We start from the raw sequence: 15,313 nt of genomic DNA on the forward strand, positions 1-15,313 counted from the left end.
CGCCCTACTCCGACACGACGCGCAGCGCGGGCAACAGCGGCCACGCCGCTGCGCTGCGGTCTGCGCGGGTCTGTGGCGCCACGCGCGGCAGAACGGCGCTGGCCGCGGGCAGGCGCGTCCACGGCAACGGCGCGGCCGCCATGCGTGCCTGCCGGGCCGCAACGCTGGCGTCGCATACCAGACCACCCGTGGTCTGGCGGTGCGTCGCCGCAACGCCGAGGAGGTGCTCGCGCATCGTCGCATGCCTTGTCCAGGCAGGATGGCGACGGCGCACCCGCCGCACGCCGCACGCGCGCATCAGCTCAGGCGTCCCAGCAACTGCAAGGCTTCGGCGCGCGCCGCCGGATCGCCGCCGGCCGCCACTTCGGTCAGCAGGGTCCGCGCGGTTTCGTTGTCGCCCAGGTCCATGTAGGCCACCGCCAACTCCAGGCGTTCGCGGCCGATCGGCGCATGGGTGGGCGCCGGTTCGGCGATCGGTTCGGCGGCCGCAGACGGCGCAGCGTCCTGGTGCCAGGTCGGCTCGTGGCGTGCCGCAACCGCTGGCGCGACCGGGGTCGGCGCCAGCACCGGCGGCGGCTGCCGCCATGGCGCGTCGGCATCGATCGGCGCCTGCGCCGCGGGCGCGACCTCGGCCTCGGCATCGGGGTGCAACGCGAACTGCGGATGTTCCGCTGCCGGCACGTCGTCGGCGTCGTCGTGACGCGGCGCATGTCCGGCCAGCTCGCGCTCGAACGCCTGGTCCTGGTAGGCCGGCTCTTCGTACGTCTCGTCTGCGGCCACGTCGTGCGCGCGTTCGTCCAGCGGCGGCAGGTCAGGCGCATCCACGTCGCGATGCGCGACCACCGGCACCGCCGCGGCCAGCGCCGCCGTGTCGTAGCCATGCCGCGGCAGCGGCGGCAACGGCGAGGGCTTGCGCCGGCGCGCCAGCAGCAGCGCGCCGAGGCCCAGCAGCAGCAGCGCCAGCCCACCCCACAGCCACAACGGCCAGCCGCCGGACGCCGCCGCCGGCTGCGCCGGGGCCTGGGTCTGCCCGGCCTGCGCCAGGCGCTTCTGCGCCGCGGCCAGGTCGCTGTCCTTCAGCGCGATCAGTTGCTGCTGCTGGGCCTTGAGCTGTTCCAGCTGCTCGACCCGCGAGCGCAGTTCCTGGACCTCGGCATCGCGTGCCGCGAGGTCTTCGCGCGCCTGCTGCAATTGTTGAGTCGCCACCATGTCTCCCTCGTCGCCGGCACCGGTGCCGGACTTGGCTCCTGCGTTATTGCGTTGCGCCGGCACCGCCGGCGCGATTTCCAGGCGTGCGCCCGATGCCGCAGTGGCGGTCGCCGCCGCTGCCGGCTTGGCGACGGCCGGCGCCGCGGCAGCGGCCTGCTGCGCCTGCGCCGGTTGCGGCACCGGCGCGCGCGCCTGGCGCCATTGCGCGGCCTGTTCGCGGACGATGGCGGTGGCCGCCGCGGCATCGATGCTGGCCAGCTCTTCCTGGCGCGGCGTGCGCAGCACCGCGCCCTGCTTGAGCAGGTTGACGTTGCCGCGGATGAACGCATCCGGATTGGCGCGCAACAGCGCGACCATGGTCTGGTCCAACGAATGGCCGCTGCCGCGCGCCAGCTGCCTGGCGATCTGCGACAGGGTCTGCCCGCGCTGCACCGGCGCCAGCGCATCGCCGGGCGCCGATACCGGCGCCGGCGCGACGGGTGCGGTCGGCGCCACAGGCGATGGCGTCGGCGTGCTGGCGACTGGCGCCGGCGGCAACGGCTCGCTGCGTGCGATGCGATCGGACGGCACCGCCGCGGCCGGTGCATCGATCGCCGGTGCATCGATCGCCGCAGCGGTATTGGGCGCATCCAGCAACGCCGAATATTCGCGGATCAGCCGGCCCTGGCCCCAATCGACCTCGATCAGGAAGCTCAGCGACGGCACCTCCACCGGCATCCGGCTGCTGACGCGGATCACCGCGCGGCCCTGGCTGGTCTGCGCGAAACGGAACTGCAGCTCGCCGACCAGGCCATCCGGGCGCTGCAGCCCGACCCGGGCGAAGGTCGCCGGCGAGGCCAGCGCCACGCGCGCGCTCTCCAGCTCGCCCGGTTCGTTGGAGATCACCGGGATCTCGGCCAGGAACGGCTCGCCCGGCTTGGACAGCACGCGGATGTCGCCCAGCCCCAGCGCCAGCGCGGCCTGGCTGCAGGCCAGCAGCAGCAGCGCGCAGGCCGCGCGCCAGCCGCGGTGCAGGCCGGACGCAGCCGCAGCATGGCGACGAAGACGATGGAAAATACGTGGTTGTAGGCGCATTACACCCCTGCCCTTGGTGTCATGGCGTGCAATATAGCCGTTATGGCCGTTGCCTTTGGGATTGTGGCGTTCGTCTACGCGGCCATGCGACGGAGTCTGCCGCCTTCCCGCCTTCTCCCATCGGGACCATGGCCCCCTTTTCAGGGGAAGGTGGTCTGCTGGGGCGGATGAGGGTGCGGGTCACGCCTGCGATCGAGCAGCGCGAGGGCTTTGTCCTGGTCTAATTCTCGTGGACACCTCGATAGGGGATGATCGTCTCCAACGAGGACTTTGAACGACATGACGCCCCGTAGCCGTAGAACTTTCGACACCGCCTTCAAGCTACAGGTGGTGCAGATGATCCAAGACCAAGGCCTGAGTGTGGGCCAGGTGTGCCGCGACCTGGACCTGGTCGATAGCGCGGTGCGCCGGTGGTTGTCCCAGTCCGAGGCCGAGCAGGCTGGCCAGCCGGGACAAGGCAGGCCGCTGACCCCCGAGCAGCAACGCATCCGCCAACTGGAGCGTGAGAACCAGCGGCTAGGCGAGGATGTGTCGATCCTAAAAAAAGCATCGGCCTTCTTCGCCCGGGAACTGAAGTGATCCAGCAGATGATCCATCAGTGGCAGGAGAAGGCCGACACCACCCGGTTGTGCCGGCTTGTGGGCGTGAGCCGTTCTGGGGTGTATGCCGCTCGGCGGCGGTCAGCGCCGAGGGCCTGCGCCCTCACGGCGCCCTTGCAATCGGCCTTCCAGGCTAGCGGCGGCAACTACGGCAGCCGCCGGCTGTGCGCCGCCCTGAAGGCCCAGGGCCTGCCCGCCGGTCGCTATCGGGTCCGCCGCCTGATGAAGCAGCAGGGGCTGAAGGCGCGCTGGAAGCGCAAGTTCGTCCATACCACCGACAGCCGGCACGAGATGCCGGTAGCCGACAACCTTCTGGATCGGCGCTTCAACCCGGAAGCCCCCGACCAGGCCTGGGTGGCCGACATCACCTACATCCGCACCGAGCGCGGCTGGCTGTACCTGGCCGCGGTGCTGGACCTGTACTCACGCAAGGTGGTCGGCTGGGCGATGGCCCCGAACATGCCTGCCGAGCTGGTCTGCACCGCCTTGCAGATGGCCATCGCCCTGCGCCAGCCCAAGCCGGGGCTGATCGTGCATACCGACCGTGGAAGCCAATACGCCAGCCAGGCCCACCGCGACCTACTGGCACGCCACGGTCTGCTCGCCAGCATGAGCCGCCGGGGCAACTGCTGGGACAACGCGGTGATGGAGCGGTTCTTCCTGAACCTGAAAATGGAGCGGGTCTGGCAGCGCCGCTACGCCAACCCCGCCGAGGCCGTTGCCGACATCGCCCATTACATCGTCGCCTTCTACAACACCCACCGGCTGCACTCCACCCTCGGCTATCGATCGCCTGCCGACTACGAGAAAGCCACCACCTGAAATCCCCTATCTCCGTGTCCACCAAAACTTGACCACGACACTTCGCCCCGTACCCTCACCCCTACCCCTCTCCCGTGGGGAGAGGGGAATTCCCGCTCAGCCTTCCTGCGCCACCAGCTCGGCCAGCTGCACCGCGTTGAGCGCGGCGCCCTTGCGGATGTTGTCGGAGACGATCCACAGGTTGAGGCCGCGCGGATGCGAGATGTCCTCGCGGATGCGGCCGACGTAGACCGCGTCGGTGCCGGAGGCGTGGGTGACCGGGGTCGGATAGCCGCCAGCCTTGCGCTCGTCGACCACTTCCACACCCGGCGACGCGGCCAGCAGCGCGCGCGCCTGCTCGGCGCTGACCTTGCGCGTGGTCTCGATCGCCACCGCTTCGGAGTGGCCGTAGAACACCGGCACGCGCACCGCGGTCGGATTCACCTGGATGTTGTCGTCGCCGAGGATCTTGCGCGTCTCCCAGACCAGCTTCATTTCTTCCTTGGTGAAGCCGTTTTCGAGGAAGTCGTCGATGTGCGGGATCAGGTTGAAGGCGATCTGCACCTGGAACTTCTTCGGCTCGATGTCCTGGAACGCGAGCAACTGCGCGGTCTGCCTGCCCAATTCCTCCATGCCCGAACGGCCGCCGCCGGACACCGACTGGTAGGTGGCCACGTTGATGCGCTCGATGTTGTACTCGCGGTGCAGCGGCGCCAGCGCCACCAGCATCTGCATGGTCGAGCAGTTGGGGTTGGCGATGATGCCGCGCGGACGCTGCTTCAGCGCTTCCGGGTTCACTTCCGACACCACCAGCGGCACGTCGTCGTCGTAGCGGAACGTGGAGGAGTTGTCGATCACCACCGCGCCGGCGGCGGCGAACTTCGGCGCGTAGTCCCTGGAGATGCCGCCGCCGGCGGAAAACAGCGCGATGTCCACGCCGGAGGGGTCGAAGCTGGCCAGGTCGAGCACGGTGACCTTCTGGCCCTTGAACTCGACCTGGCCGCCGGCGGAGCGCTCGGACGCCAGCGGGTACAGGGTAGCGATGGGGAAATCGCGCGCGGCGAGGATGTTCAGCATGGTTTCGCCGACAGCGCCGGTGGCGCCGACGACGGCGACGTTGAAACGACGGGGTTCGTTGCTCATGGGAGATGGGTTCGATCGGTAGGAGAAAGGGGGAACAGCCGCATTGCCAGCTGGATTCGGGGAACCTCCCGAGCGCGCCGCTCGGGTCGCCGGAGGTTCCCTATCGTTTTTTGCCCGCGATGCTGCCGGCGCCATTGCCAGCGCCCACCGCGATCGCGTCCAGGTTCAATGCATTCGGCGGACGCCCGGCGTCGGCGCCGATGCCCAGCGCGGCGAGCAGGTTGTCCACCGCCAGCGCCACCATCGCACGGCGGGTCGCGGCGCTGGCGCTGCCGATGTGCGGGGTCAGCACCACGTTGCGCAGCGCCAGCAGCTCCGGACGCACCGCCGGCTCGCCTTCGTACACGTCCAGCCCGGCCGCGGCCAGGCGCCCGTGCGCGAGCGCGTCGGCCAGCGCCAGTTCGTCGATCAGGCCGCCGCGGGCGATGTTCACCAGCGTCGCACCCGGCCGCATCTTCGCCAGCGCGGCGGCATCGAGGATGTGCTGCGACTGCGCCGAATACGGCAGCACCAGCAGCAGGTGATCGGCACGCGCCAGCAGTTCGTCGAAGCCGACGTAGTCGGCGCGGTGCGCGCGCTCGACCGCGGCCGGCAAACGGCTGCGGTTGTGGTACAGCACGCGCATCGAGAAGCCAGCGGCGCGGCGCGCGATGGCCTGGCCGATGCGGCCCATGCCGAGGATGCCCAGGGTGCTGCCGTGCACGTCGGCGCCGAGCATGGTCTGGAACGACCACTGCCGCCACTGGCCCTCGCGCAGCCAGCGCTCGGACTCGGTGATGCGCCGCGCCGCGGCCATCAGCAGCGCGAAGCCGAGGTCGGCGGTGGTTTCGGTGAGCACGTCGGGGGTGTTGCTGGCGACGATGCCGGCGGCGCTGAGCGCGTCCAGATCGAGGTTGTTGTAGCCGACGCCGACGTTGGCGATGGCGCGCAGCCGCGGCGCGGCGGCGATCTCGGCCGCGCCGATGCGCTCGTTGAGGGTCACCAGCGCGCCGTCCAGCGGCGCCAGCGCCGCGGCCAGGTCTTGCTGCGAATACTTGGTCACGTCCGCGGTGGTGGTCAGCGCGCAATGCGCACCGAGCCGTGCGACGACATCGTCGAACAGCGGCTGGCTGACCCACACCCGTGGCCGCGGCTCAGCCATCGCCACCGCCGGGGATGCGCGGGGCGACGCTGCCGACGTCGCCGCACTGCGCGCGGTGACGCAGCGCCTGGTCCATCAGCACCAGCGCCATCATCGCCTCGGCGATCGGGGTGGCGCGGATGCCGACGCAGGGGTCGTGGCGGCCGGTGGTGATGACGTCCACCGCCTGCCCGTCCACGTCCACCGTGGCGCCGGGCAGGCGCAGGCTGGAGGTGGGCTTGAACGCCAGCGAGGCGATGATCGGCTGGCCGGTGGCGATGCCGCCGAGCACGCCGCCGGCGTGGTTGGACTGGAAGCCGTCCGGCGCGATCGGGTCGCGATGCGCGCTGCCCTTCTGGGTCACCACGGCGAAGCCATCGCCGATCTCCACGCCCTTGACCGCGTTGATGCTCATCAGCGCCGCCGCCAGTTCGCCGTCGAGCTTGCCGTAGATCGGCTCGCCCCAGCCCGGCGGCACGCCGTCGGCGACCACGGCGACCCGCGCGCCGATCGAATCGCCGGACTTGCGCAGCGCGTCCATGTAGCGTTCCAGCTCCGGCACCTGCGCCGCGTGCGGCCAGAAGAACGCGTTGTCCTCCACTGCCTCCCAGGCGAAACCCTGCGGCAGCAGCGGCCCGAGCTGGGACAGGTAGCCGCGCACGCGCACGCCGTAGCGCTGCGCCAGCCACTTCTTGGCGATCACCCCGGCGGCCACGCGCATGGTGGTCTCGCGCGCCGAGGAACGGCCGCCGCCGCGCGGGTCGCGGATGCCGTACTTCTGCCAGTAGCTGTAGTCGGCATGGCCTGGACGGAACTGGCGGGCGATGTCGGTGTAGTCCTTGCTGCGCTGGTCGGTATTGCGGATCAGCAGACCGATCGGGGTGCCGGTGGTGCGGCCCTCGTAGACGCCGGACAGGATCTCGATCTGGTCGGCCTCGCGTCGCGCCGAGGTGTGGCGGCTCTTGCCGCTGGCGCGGCGCTGCAGATCGTGGGCGAACTCGGCGGCGTCGATCTCCAGCCCCGGCGGGCAGCCGTCGATCACGCAGCCGATCGCCGGCCCGTGCGATTCGCCGAAGGTGGTGACGGTCAGCAGGGTGCCGAAGCTGTTCGCGCTCATGGCCGCCGGCTCACCGGCCCGCGGCCAGGTCGGCGATGCGCGCGTGGTGCGCGACCAGCTCGCTGGCTTCCACCGCGAAGATGCCCATCTGCCCGACCTTGAACTCGACCCAGGCGAAATCCACGTCCGGCAGCAGCTGCAGCAGCGCGCGCTCGGATTCGCCGACCTCGCAGATCAGCAGGCCGTCCTCGGCCAGGTGCGCCGGCGCGTCGCGCAGGATCTTCAGCGCCAGGTCCAGGCCATCGTCGCCGGCGCGCAGGCCCAGTTCCGGCTCGTGCGCGTATTCGGGCGGCAGCGCGTCGGTCTCGACGTGGGTGACGTAGGGCGGGTTGCTGACGATCAGCTCGTAGCGGCGCCCGCCCAGCCCGGCGAACAGGTCGGATTTGACCAGTTCGACGTTGTCGGCCAGCAGCCGCGCCTTGTTCTCCGCGGCCAGCGCCAGCGCGTCGTCGCTGATGTCGACCGCGTCCACCTGCCAGTTCGGGTTGTAGTGGCCCATCGCGATGGCGATGCAGCCCGAGCCGGTGCACAGGTCCAGCGCGCGGCTGACGTCGCGCCCGGCCAGCCACGGCTCGAAGCCGGCCTCGATCAGCTCGGCGATCGGCGAGCGCGGCACCAGCGCGCGCGCGTCGCTCTTGAAGCTGAGCCCGGCGAACCAGGCTTCGCCGGTCAGGTAGGCGGCCGGGATGCGCTCGGCGATGCGGCGCTCGAACAGCGCCAGCACCTGCGCCTTTTCCGGCGTGGTGAGACGCGCGCCGCCGTAGGCCGGGCCGAGGTCGTGCGGCAGGTGCAGCGCGTGCAGCACCAGTTGCGTGGCTTCGTCCAGGGCGTTGTCGTAGCTGTGGCCGAAGCTCAGTTCGGCGGCGTTGAAACGGCTGGTGCCGTAGCGGATCAGGTCGATGATCGTGTGGAGTTCGGCGGCCGCGTCGGCAGTCATGGCAACAGGCAAGGCAATTCGGCCCCCGATTATAGAGGCCCGGCCGCTATCATGAGCGTTCGTTGCAAGGGAAATCAGTATGTTCAACCGCAACTTCGGCATCGTCCTGGTGGTCGCGCTGGCCGCCGGCCTGGGCCTGCTGCTGGCCCAGAAGTATTTCGGCGGCGGCGCTTCGGCATGGCCCGAGACCCGCAGCGTGCGCCTGTACCCGCAGCCGCGCAGCCTGCCCGACTTCCATCTGCGCCAGTCCGACGGCACGCCGCTGGTCCCCGGCGAGCTGAAAGGCCACTGGACGCTGGTGTTCCTGGGCTTCACCGCCTGCCCGGACGTGTGCCCGACCACCCTGGCCGACCTGGCCCGCGCGCAGCAGCAGTGGGTGTCGATCCCGGACACGCTGCGCCCGCGGGTGCTGTTCGTCTCGGTCGATCCCGAGCGCGACACCCCGGCGCGGCTGGGCGCCTACGCCCACGGCTTCCACAAGGACACCCTCGCCGCTACCGCCGACGTGCCGGAGCTGGAACGCTTCGCCAGCGCGCTGGGCTTCGTGTTCCAGAAGGTGCCCGGCAAGCATTTTCAGGAAAATCCCAACGACTACAGCATGGACCACTCCGCTGCGATCGCCGTGCTCGACCCGCAAGGCCGCCAGGCCGGGCTGATCCGGCCGCCGTTCGAGCCGGCGGCGATCGCCGCCGACCTGCAGGCGCTGACCAAGACGACCGCGCCATGAGCCTGCCGACCGCGCTGACCTACGTGCTGCCGCACCGGCTGCTGTCCTCGCTTGCCCGGCGCCTGGCGTACTCGTCGCGGCCGGGGCTGAAGCAATGGCTGATCGACACCGTGGTGCGCCGCTTCGGGGTGGACCTGGCCGAGGCCGCCGAGCCCGATCCGCGCGCCTACCCGACCTTCAATGCGTTCTTCACCCGCGCGCTGAAGCCCGGCGCGCGCATCGCCGACCCCGACCCGCAGGCGCTGCTGATGCCGGCCGACGGCCGCATCAGCCAGCTCGGCCCGATCCGCGACGGGCGCATCTTCCAGGCCAAGGGCCAGGCGTTCAGCGCCGCCGAACTGCTCGGCGACGACGCGGCTGCGGCACCGTTCGGCAACGGCGTGTACGCCACCGTGTACCTGTCGCCGCGCGACTACCACCGCGTGCACATGCCGTGGACCGGCACTCTGCGCGAGACCGTGCACGTGCCGGGACGGCTGTTCAGCGTCGGCCCGGACGCGGTACGCAACGTGCCGCGGCTGTTCGCGCGCAACGAGCGCCTGGTCTGCCATTTCGACACCGAGTTCGGCCCGATGGCTTCGGTGATGGTCGGCGCGCTGCTGGTGTCCGGCGTGGAGACGGTGTGGAGCGGCGTGGAAATCCCGCGCTACGGCGACCGCATCACCCGCAAGGACTGGCGCGGCAAGGGCATCGTGCTGGAGCGGTTCGCGGAGATGGCGCGTTTCAACTACGGCTCCACCGTCATCGTGCTGCTGCCGCCGGGCGTGGCGACGCTCGATCCGGCGCTGGCGGCGGAATCGCCGGTCAGGCTTGGGCAGGCATTGGCCAGGCGGCGGGAACGCTGAGACGCGGCGCCGCGCCGTTGCGCGCAGGCGATCACCCGATCGCCGCAAGCCCTCGCGCGCCGGCGCGCAGCACCTGCGTCGATCGGCGCGACGCGTGCGCGGCCCCGGGGCCGCGCGCATTCGCGAAAACGCCGGCGCCTTCGCTTCGCTCGCGCAGCCGGCGCGTGCCGCTCGGATACGGTGCCGCTGGCGATGGCGCTTCGGTCCTGGCGCATGCAACGCCATCGAACGGAACCGCAGGTCAACGCCTGCGCGAGGATTTCCGGCCTTGCAGCTCGCGCCCGGCGGGCCTGTCTGGCGCGACCGATCCCCCACATCGAGATGACGACCATGCGGATACTCCGAAGCCAGGCCAATGCGCTGGACACGCTGGCGCGCAATGCGCAGGATGCGCCAGTACAGCTGGAAAAAACCCTTGCCACGCACAGCCATGCCGACGCCCCGGCACTGGCGCAGGCGCCCCAAAGCAACTACCGGCAGGGCAACGCCTCCGGCAAGCGCAACAGCCCCCTGTCCGACCTGGCGCGGCGCGCGGCGAAATACGCCGCTGGCGTTGCCGCAGGCGCTTACCTCTACCACAAGACCGCCAACGAATTCTTTCTTTCCACCACCGCCCTGCACGACGGCAAGCAGGGTTTCACCAGCGACGCCCGGCTCGAGCGGGCGGCCGAGCAGGCGCAGCATTATCACGACTGCTACATCGGCAGCAGTCCGGAACAACGCCTGCGCGGCGACCAAGCGCAACGCCCCCGGGCGCCCCGGCTGTGCGGCGAGAACCAGTTCGCGTCCATGCTCGACTTTCGCGCGGCGACCAAGGTCCACGTGGCGCAAGCGGCGAACACCGCGCAAGCCAGGCAGTCGCTGCGCAAGACGCTGGACTGCGTGATCGGCAGCCGGGTACGTACCGATGCCCTGGAACGCTACGGCGTCACCCAGCGGCCACGCGAATGGGACCTGAGGCAAAGCGAGAAATACGACAGGAAGAACGGTTACTCGCTGTCGGGCGTGCGCAACGAGGCCAGCGGCTCCATGGGCTATGTGTCGCGCTCGATCACCAGCCCCGCCGTCAACCGCGGCGCCAACCACCTCAATCGGGCCACGTCCGGCACGCACGCGCTGAGTCCACGCCAGGCGATGGAGTCGCTGCAGGCGGCGCTGCAACGCGCCGACACGCTCGATCCCGCCGCCCAGTTCGCCGCCGGCCAGGCATTGCTGACCTTCCGGCGGGTCTATGCCGCGCCGGAGAACTGGGGCGATTCGGAAAAGGTCATCCTCGCCACCCTGTACGCGCATGGCCTGGTCTCCAAGACCGAGGCCGACAAGATCGAGGACGACCGCCCCTCCCAGCCCGGCGATCTGGCCAAAGGCATCGCCAATCGCAATCGCGGCGTGCTGGGACCGATCCTGCACCGCGCCGACATGCTGTGGCAGGAGAGGATCCTGAAGCGGGACGCCGCCGCCATCGACGACCTGAAACAGAGCGAGGACCTGGCCGGCGTTCCGTTCGCCCATTTCAAGCTCAACGACACCGGCAGCGGCTTCGAAGACTGCTCGGGATGGGGCAGTTCGTTCACCGGCTTGAACGTGGCCGCCTATCTCAACCACGCCAGATTGATGAGTGGCGAGCAGCGCCTGTCCATGGACGAGGTGAAAACCATCGTGGCCTGCCTCAATGCGGTATGGGACAACGCGGGCAGCGTCAGGCACACGCTCCGGGAAACCGCGCACGGATGCTTCGTCGGCGCCGGCTATACGGTCGAGGACGCCGATGAATTCCACGCGCAGGTGTGCCGCGATGCCGCACAGGCGTTCTACGGCGGCAAGCAGCTGCGCCGGATCCAGGCCTAGCGCGCCGGCGCGTTGCCGGCCGCGTTGCAGTGGCGGCGCTCGCCGCCGGCGCGAGCAACAACGGCACGCGTCGGCCTTACTTGTCGCAGCCTTGCAGTTTCAGCGACTGCCCCGGCTTCAAGGCATACCCCGGCGCGCGCAGGCTGTTGGCCTTGGCCAATTGCTTGGCATCGCAGCTGTAGCGGTCGGCGATGCGACCCAGCGTGTCGCCCTTGGCCACGCGGTAGCTGCGCGCCTGCCTGGGCTTGGGCCTGGCCGGCGCCGGGCGTCCGCTGGCGATGGTGGTCGGCACCCCGGCCACCGGCGAGACGTCGCCCACCGCCACGTTGCCGGTGGGATCGGCCACCACCGGCGTCGTGCTGCGGATCGCCGCATTGACGTCGGCGGTGATCAGCGCGCGCGCCAGGTCCGCGCGCGGGCCGCTCACGCAATAGCGGCTGTACAGGCCGACGATCTTGGCGGTGGCGTTGATGGTGACCCCGGCCGGAATCCAGCCATCGGGTTCGTAGCGCGGGTTGAGGTTGCGCAGCGCGCGCATGTAGCCGTCGCGGGTGCCGTCGCTGCCCAGGCAGATGGTCAGTTCGTAGATCGTGGTCGACTTGGCCAGGCGCAGCGTGGCCGGCTGCGCGCTGATCTTCGGGAACGCCACGCCGTACTGCTGCGGGTGCAGGAAGATCCACGCCGCGGCGATCACCATCGGCACGTAGTCCTTGGTCTCGGCCGGGAACTGGTTGTACACCGCCGCGTCCCAGAAGCTGCGCCCCTGCATCTGGTTGTACACGCGCGCGGCGCGGCCCTCGCCGCCGTTGTAGCCGGCCAGCGACAGTTCGATGCTGCGGTTGAGTTCGGCCATGCGCTCGTTGATGTACACCGCGCTGGCCTCGGCGGCGCTGCGCGCATCGTAGCGGGTATCGAAGCCGGTACCGTCCGGGCCCAGCCCGAAGCGGCGCCCGGTGGCCGGCATGAACTGCATCAGCCCGGCGGCGCCGACCCGCGAATTGGCGTGCACGCGGCCGTTGGATTCCTTGGCGATGATGCCGAACAGCAGCGCTTCCGGCAGCCCGCGCTTCTCCCATTCCGGCCACATGATCGCGCGCAGGTTCTGGTAGTTCTCGTAGCTGTTCATCAGCGACGGGCGCATGTCGGTGAGCCAGCGGCGGATGCCGGCCTGCACCGCCGGGTTGTATTCGACCATCGCGTCGAAGGCATGCCGCTGGTCGTTGAGCAGGCTGGCCGCGCGCGCGGCTTCCGGCACGTTGGCGGCCAAGGGACTGATGTGGTCGGGGTCGGCCTGCAGCGGTGCGGCGCCATCGTCGCTCGCATCGGCATCGGTGGCCGCGCCCTGCACGTCGGCCTTGGCCTTGAGCAGGCGCTTGTACGCGCCCAGATAGGTGCCGACCTGGCAGCCGCGCTGCTTGACGCAGGCGTCGACCACGTCCTCGATGTCCTCCAGCGCCGCATCGCTTTCCTGGGTGCCCTTGGGGTCGCTGTTGCCGACCAGCACCATCGCGTCGTTGTAGCGCTTCTCGGCCGCCGCCAGGCGCTGGTCGAGGACGGCGATGGCAGCCTTGTCGCGCGCGGAGAAGCGCTGGGCGTGGGCGGCAGGCGCGGCGCAAGCCAGCGCCAGGGCAGCCACGGCGGGCCATCCATGGGGGAGACGGAACGAAAGGGGCATGAGGGGACGCGACGACGGAAAGGCCGCAGGGTAGCCGCCGCTGTCACATCGCGGCAAGGTCGGGCAAGCGCCGGCACCGCGCCAGCGGGGCATTCGTTCATCGCTGCGGCCGGGCAAACCCCGCCCGTGGCGCCCGCGCGGCGAGCGGGCGCCGGCGCGAACGCCTAGAATCCGCGCACCTCACCGCGGAGCTGTTCATGGACCCGATCCTGCTGGGCAAAGGCGTGACCGACGACATCGCGGTGCTGCTGCAGCCGCGCCTGGGCAATCGCCACGGGCTGGTCGCCGGGGCCACCGGCACCGGCAAGACCGTGACCCTGATGACCCTGGCCGAAGGTTTCTCGCGGATCGGCGTGCCGGTGTTCATGGCCGACGTGAAGGGCGACGTGGCCGGCCTGGCGGTGGCCGGCGACGGCAGCGAGAAAGTGCTGCAGCGCGCCAAGGACATCGGCGTGGCCGACTACGCCCCGGCCGCCAACCCGGTGGTGTTCTGGGACCTGTACGGCCAGCTCGGGCACCCGGTGCGCACCACCGTCAGCGAGATGGGGCCGACCCTGCTGGCGCGGATCCTGGAGCTCAACGACACCCAGGCCGGCGTGCTCGACATCGTGTTCAAGCTGGCCGACGACCGCGGCCTGCTGCTGCTCGACCTGGACGATCTGCGCGCACTGCTGGCGCTGGTGGTGGAGCAGCGCAAGGACGTCTCCACCGAATACGGCCTGGTCAGCGCGCCGTCGGTGGCGGCGATCCAGCGCGCGCTGCTGCGCCTGGCGCAGGACGGCGGCGAAGGCTTCTTCGGCGAGCCGGCGCTGGACCTGGCCGAGCTGATGCGGGTCGGCAGCGACGGCCGCGGCGTGATCGGCATCCTCGCCGCCGCGCAGCTGGTGCTCAAGCCGCGCCTGTACTCGACCTTCCTGCTGTGGCTGCTGTCGGAACTGTTCGGGCGGCTGCCGGAAGTGGGCGACCTGGACAAGCCCAAGCTGGTGTTCGTGTTCGACGAGGCGCACCTGCTGTTCGACGACGCGCCGCCGGCGCTGGTGCAGCGCATCGAGCAGGTGGTGCGGCTGATCCGCTCCAAGGGCGTGGGCGTGTACTTCTGCTCGCAGTTCCCCGACGACGTGCCGGACAACATCCTCGGCCAGCTCGGCAACCGCGTGCAGCACGCGCTGCGCGCCTACACCCCGCGCGACCAGAAGGCGGTGCGCACCGCCGCCGAGACCTTCGTCGCCAATCCCAAGCTGGACGTGGCCAAGGCCATCTCCCAGCTCGGCACCGGCGAGGCACTGGTGTCCACGCTGCAGGACAAGGGCGTGCCGTCGCCGGTGCAGCAGACCCTGATCGCGCCGCCGCGCTGCCGGATGGGCGCGATCTCCGACGCCGAGCGCGCGCAGGTGCGGGCCGCCAGCGTGGTCGGCAGCCGCTACGACACCGCGGTCAACCGCGACTCGGCGGCGGAGATGCTGGCGCGCCGGGTCGAGCAGGTGGCCGAGCAGACTTCGGCACCGGCGGCGCGCACCCGCGAACAGGACGACGCGCAGGACAGCGGCTTCGGCCAGGCGGTCAAGGACGCGGTGTTCGGCACCAAGCGCCGCCAGGGCATGCTCGAGGCGATGGCCAAGCAGACCTCGCGCACCGTCGGCAACCGCATCGGCCAGCAGATCGTGCGCGGCATCTTCGGCAGCATCTTCGGCGGCAAGCGCTGAGCGTGGCGGATGGCAAAGGCGCTGCGGGCGATACGCGCGCCTTGCGGACACGGCCAGTGCATTTCAGATCGCGACATGCCACCTGTGGGAGCGACTTCAGTCGCGACGGGCTTTACCGAGGATGCCCGTCGCAACTGATGGCCCGAGGCCACCCGGAGCCACCCCAAAATATGTAAAGAGCCGATAGGAAACGTACTACGCCAGCACCCCATGCAGCTTGGCGTACTGCAGCAGCATGATCGTCTTGCCATCGGCGATCTCGCCGGACGCGATCATCGCCAGCGCGGCGTCGAACGGCCGCTCCGGCACCTCGATCTCCTCGCCCTCGCCCGGCGACCCCGCCCTCGACCGCGCCGCCCGCGCCGGCCTTGTCGCGCAAGCAGCAGCGGCTGGCGCGCTTCATGTTCGGCGAGGCGCTGCCGGCGGGCACGGTGCAGCCGCGTGGGTTGGATCTGCGGGTGCCGTGCGCGAAGCCGCCGGCCGCACCGGCGCGTCGTTGCGCGGACGGCGAGGCG

At 70.4% G+C, this 15,313-nt stretch carries 12 protein-coding genes and 1 pseudogene; 5 read left to right on the top strand and 8 right to left on the bottom strand.

The window, feature by feature from the left end; all coding sequences use genetic code 11:
• Positions 1–4 precede the first annotated feature (4 nt).
• Together FZ025_RS02650 and FZ025_RS02655 are read right to left on the bottom strand one after the other, a co-directional pair.
• The gene (locus FZ025_RS02650) at positions 5–235 is read right to left on the bottom strand and encodes a hypothetical protein (protein ID WP_046981608.1); all 231 of its coding nucleotides are present in this window, start codon (positions 233–235) and stop codon (positions 5–7) included.
• 62 nt (positions 236–297) lie between these two features.
• Positions 298–2,283, bottom strand: coding sequence for a type IV pilus assembly protein FimV (locus tag FZ025_RS02655; protein ID WP_104558673.1), 1,986 nt, complete (start codon positions 2,281–2,283; stop codon positions 298–300).
• 279 nt (positions 2,284–2,562) lie between these two features.
• Between FZ025_RS02655 and FZ025_RS02660 the strand changes: the two genes are divergently transcribed.
• Positions 2,563–3,704, top strand: a protein-coding gene (locus tag FZ025_RS02660) for an IS3 family transposase (RefSeq protein WP_208803672.1) whose coding sequence is annotated in 2 segments (ribosomal slippage) — positions 2,563–2,833 and positions 2,833–3,704 — 1,143 coding nt in all. Because the reading frame shifts where the segments join, the coding sequence is not laid out codon by codon here.
• 96 nt (positions 3,705–3,800) lie between these two features.
• Here FZ025_RS02660 and FZ025_RS02665 read toward each other — a convergent pair.
• From FZ025_RS02665 to prmB, 4 genes are all read right to left on the bottom strand, one after another.
• Positions 3,801–4,826, bottom strand: coding sequence for an aspartate-semialdehyde dehydrogenase (locus FZ025_RS02665; RefSeq protein ID WP_046979166.1), 1,026 nt, complete (start codon positions 4,824–4,826; stop codon positions 3,801–3,803).
• Between the two features lie 100 nt (positions 4,827–4,926).
• Complete coding sequence (locus tag FZ025_RS02670) at positions 4,927–5,967, bottom strand: 2-hydroxyacid dehydrogenase (protein WP_046979165.1); 1,041 nt, start codon at positions 5,965–5,967, stop codon at positions 4,927–4,929.
• Positions 5,960–7,063, bottom strand: a complete 1,104-nt coding sequence (gene aroC, locus FZ025_RS02675; RefSeq protein WP_046979164.1) for a chorismate synthase — start codon at positions 7,061–7,063, stop codon at positions 5,960–5,962. The genes FZ025_RS02670 and aroC overlap by 8 nt, the downstream gene beginning before the upstream one ends.
• A gap of 10 nt (positions 7,064–7,073) precedes the next feature.
• A complete protein-coding gene (gene prmB, locus FZ025_RS02680) occupies positions 7,074–8,000 on the bottom strand; it encodes a 50S ribosomal protein L3 N(5)-glutamine methyltransferase (RefSeq protein WP_046979163.1) in 927 nt (308 codons plus the stop codon).
• A gap of 79 nt (positions 8,001–8,079) precedes the next feature.
• Between prmB and FZ025_RS02685 the strand changes: the two genes are divergently transcribed.
• The 3 genes from FZ025_RS02685 to xopAG all read left to right on the top strand — a co-directional run bounded on the left by FZ025_RS02685 (position 8,080) and on the right by xopAG (position 11,420).
• Entirely contained in the window at positions 8,080–8,727 is a 648-nt protein-coding gene (locus FZ025_RS02685) for an SCO family protein (protein WP_046979162.1), read from the top strand.
• Complete coding sequence (gene asd / locus FZ025_RS02690) at positions 8,724–9,572, top strand: archaetidylserine decarboxylase (protein WP_046979161.1); 849 nt, start codon at positions 8,724–8,726, stop codon at positions 9,570–9,572. The genes FZ025_RS02685 and asd overlap by 4 nt, the downstream gene beginning before the upstream one ends.
• A 330-nt stretch (positions 9,573–9,902) precedes the next feature.
• Positions 9,903–11,420, top strand: a complete 1,518-nt coding sequence (gene xopAG / locus FZ025_RS22180; RefSeq protein ID WP_046979167.1) for a XopAG/AvrGf1 family type III secretion system effector — start codon at positions 9,903–9,905, stop codon at positions 11,418–11,420.
• 76 nt (positions 11,421–11,496) lie between these two features.
• Here xopAG and FZ025_RS02700 read toward each other — a convergent pair whose 3' ends face one another.
• Complete coding sequence (locus tag FZ025_RS02700) at positions 11,497–13,095, bottom strand: transglycosylase SLT domain-containing protein (protein WP_046979160.1); 1,599 nt, start codon at positions 13,093–13,095, stop codon at positions 11,497–11,499.
• 197 nt (positions 13,096–13,292) lie between these two features.
• Between FZ025_RS02700 and FZ025_RS02705 the strand changes: the two genes are divergently transcribed.
• Positions 13,293–14,798, top strand: a complete 1,506-nt coding sequence (locus FZ025_RS02705) for a helicase HerA-like domain-containing protein (RefSeq protein WP_046979159.1) — start codon at positions 13,293–13,295, stop codon at positions 14,796–14,798.
• A 195-nt stretch (positions 14,799–14,993) separates the two neighbouring features.
• On the opposite strand, the pseudogene FZ025_RS02710 reads toward FZ025_RS02705, so the two are convergent.
• Positions 14,994–15,137, bottom strand: a pseudogene (locus FZ025_RS02710) (GDP-mannose pyrophosphatase); the annotation flags it as partial.
• Between the last annotated feature and the right edge of the window lie 176 nt (positions 15,138–15,313).

Source organism: Xanthomonas hyacinthi (assembly GCF_009769165.1).
Lineage (GTDB): Bacteria > Pseudomonadota > Gammaproteobacteria > Xanthomonadales > Xanthomonadaceae > Xanthomonas_A > Xanthomonas_A hyacinthi.

Bases quoted from the DNA above. Each gene is read 5' to 3' on its own strand.
- FZ025_RS02650 (WP_046981608.1), bottom strand. From the start codon at position 235: ATGCGCGAGCACCTCCTCGGCGTTGCGGCGACGCACCGCCAGACCACG.
- FZ025_RS02655 (WP_104558673.1), bottom strand. From the start codon at position 2,283: ATGCGCCTACAACCACGTATTTTCCATCGTCTTCGTCGCCATGCTGCG.
- FZ025_RS02665 (WP_046979166.1), bottom strand. From the start codon at position 4,826: ATGAGCAACGAACCCCGTCGTTTCAACGTCGCCGTCGTCGGCGCCACC.
- FZ025_RS02670 (WP_046979165.1), bottom strand. From the start codon at position 5,967: ATGGCTGAGCCGCGGCCACGGGTGTGGGTCAGCCAGCCGCTGTTCGAC.
- aroC (WP_046979164.1), bottom strand. From the start codon at position 7,063: ATGAGCGCGAACAGCTTCGGCACCCTGCTGACCGTCACCACCTTCGGC.
- prmB (WP_046979163.1), bottom strand. From the start codon at position 8,000: ATGACTGCCGACGCGGCCGCCGAACTCCACACGATCATCGACCTGATC.
- FZ025_RS02685 (WP_046979162.1), top strand. From the start codon at position 8,080: ATGTTCAACCGCAACTTCGGCATCGTCCTGGTGGTCGCGCTGGCCGCC.
- asd (WP_046979161.1), top strand. From the start codon at position 8,724: ATGAGCCTGCCGACCGCGCTGACCTACGTGCTGCCGCACCGGCTGCTG.
- xopAG (WP_046979167.1), top strand. From the start codon at position 9,903: ATGCGGATACTCCGAAGCCAGGCCAATGCGCTGGACACGCTGGCGCGC.
- FZ025_RS02700 (WP_046979160.1), bottom strand. From the start codon at position 13,095: ATGCCCCTTTCGTTCCGTCTCCCCCATGGATGGCCCGCCGTGGCTGCC.
- FZ025_RS02705 (WP_046979159.1), top strand. From the start codon at position 13,293: ATGGACCCGATCCTGCTGGGCAAAGGCGTGACCGACGACATCGCGGTG.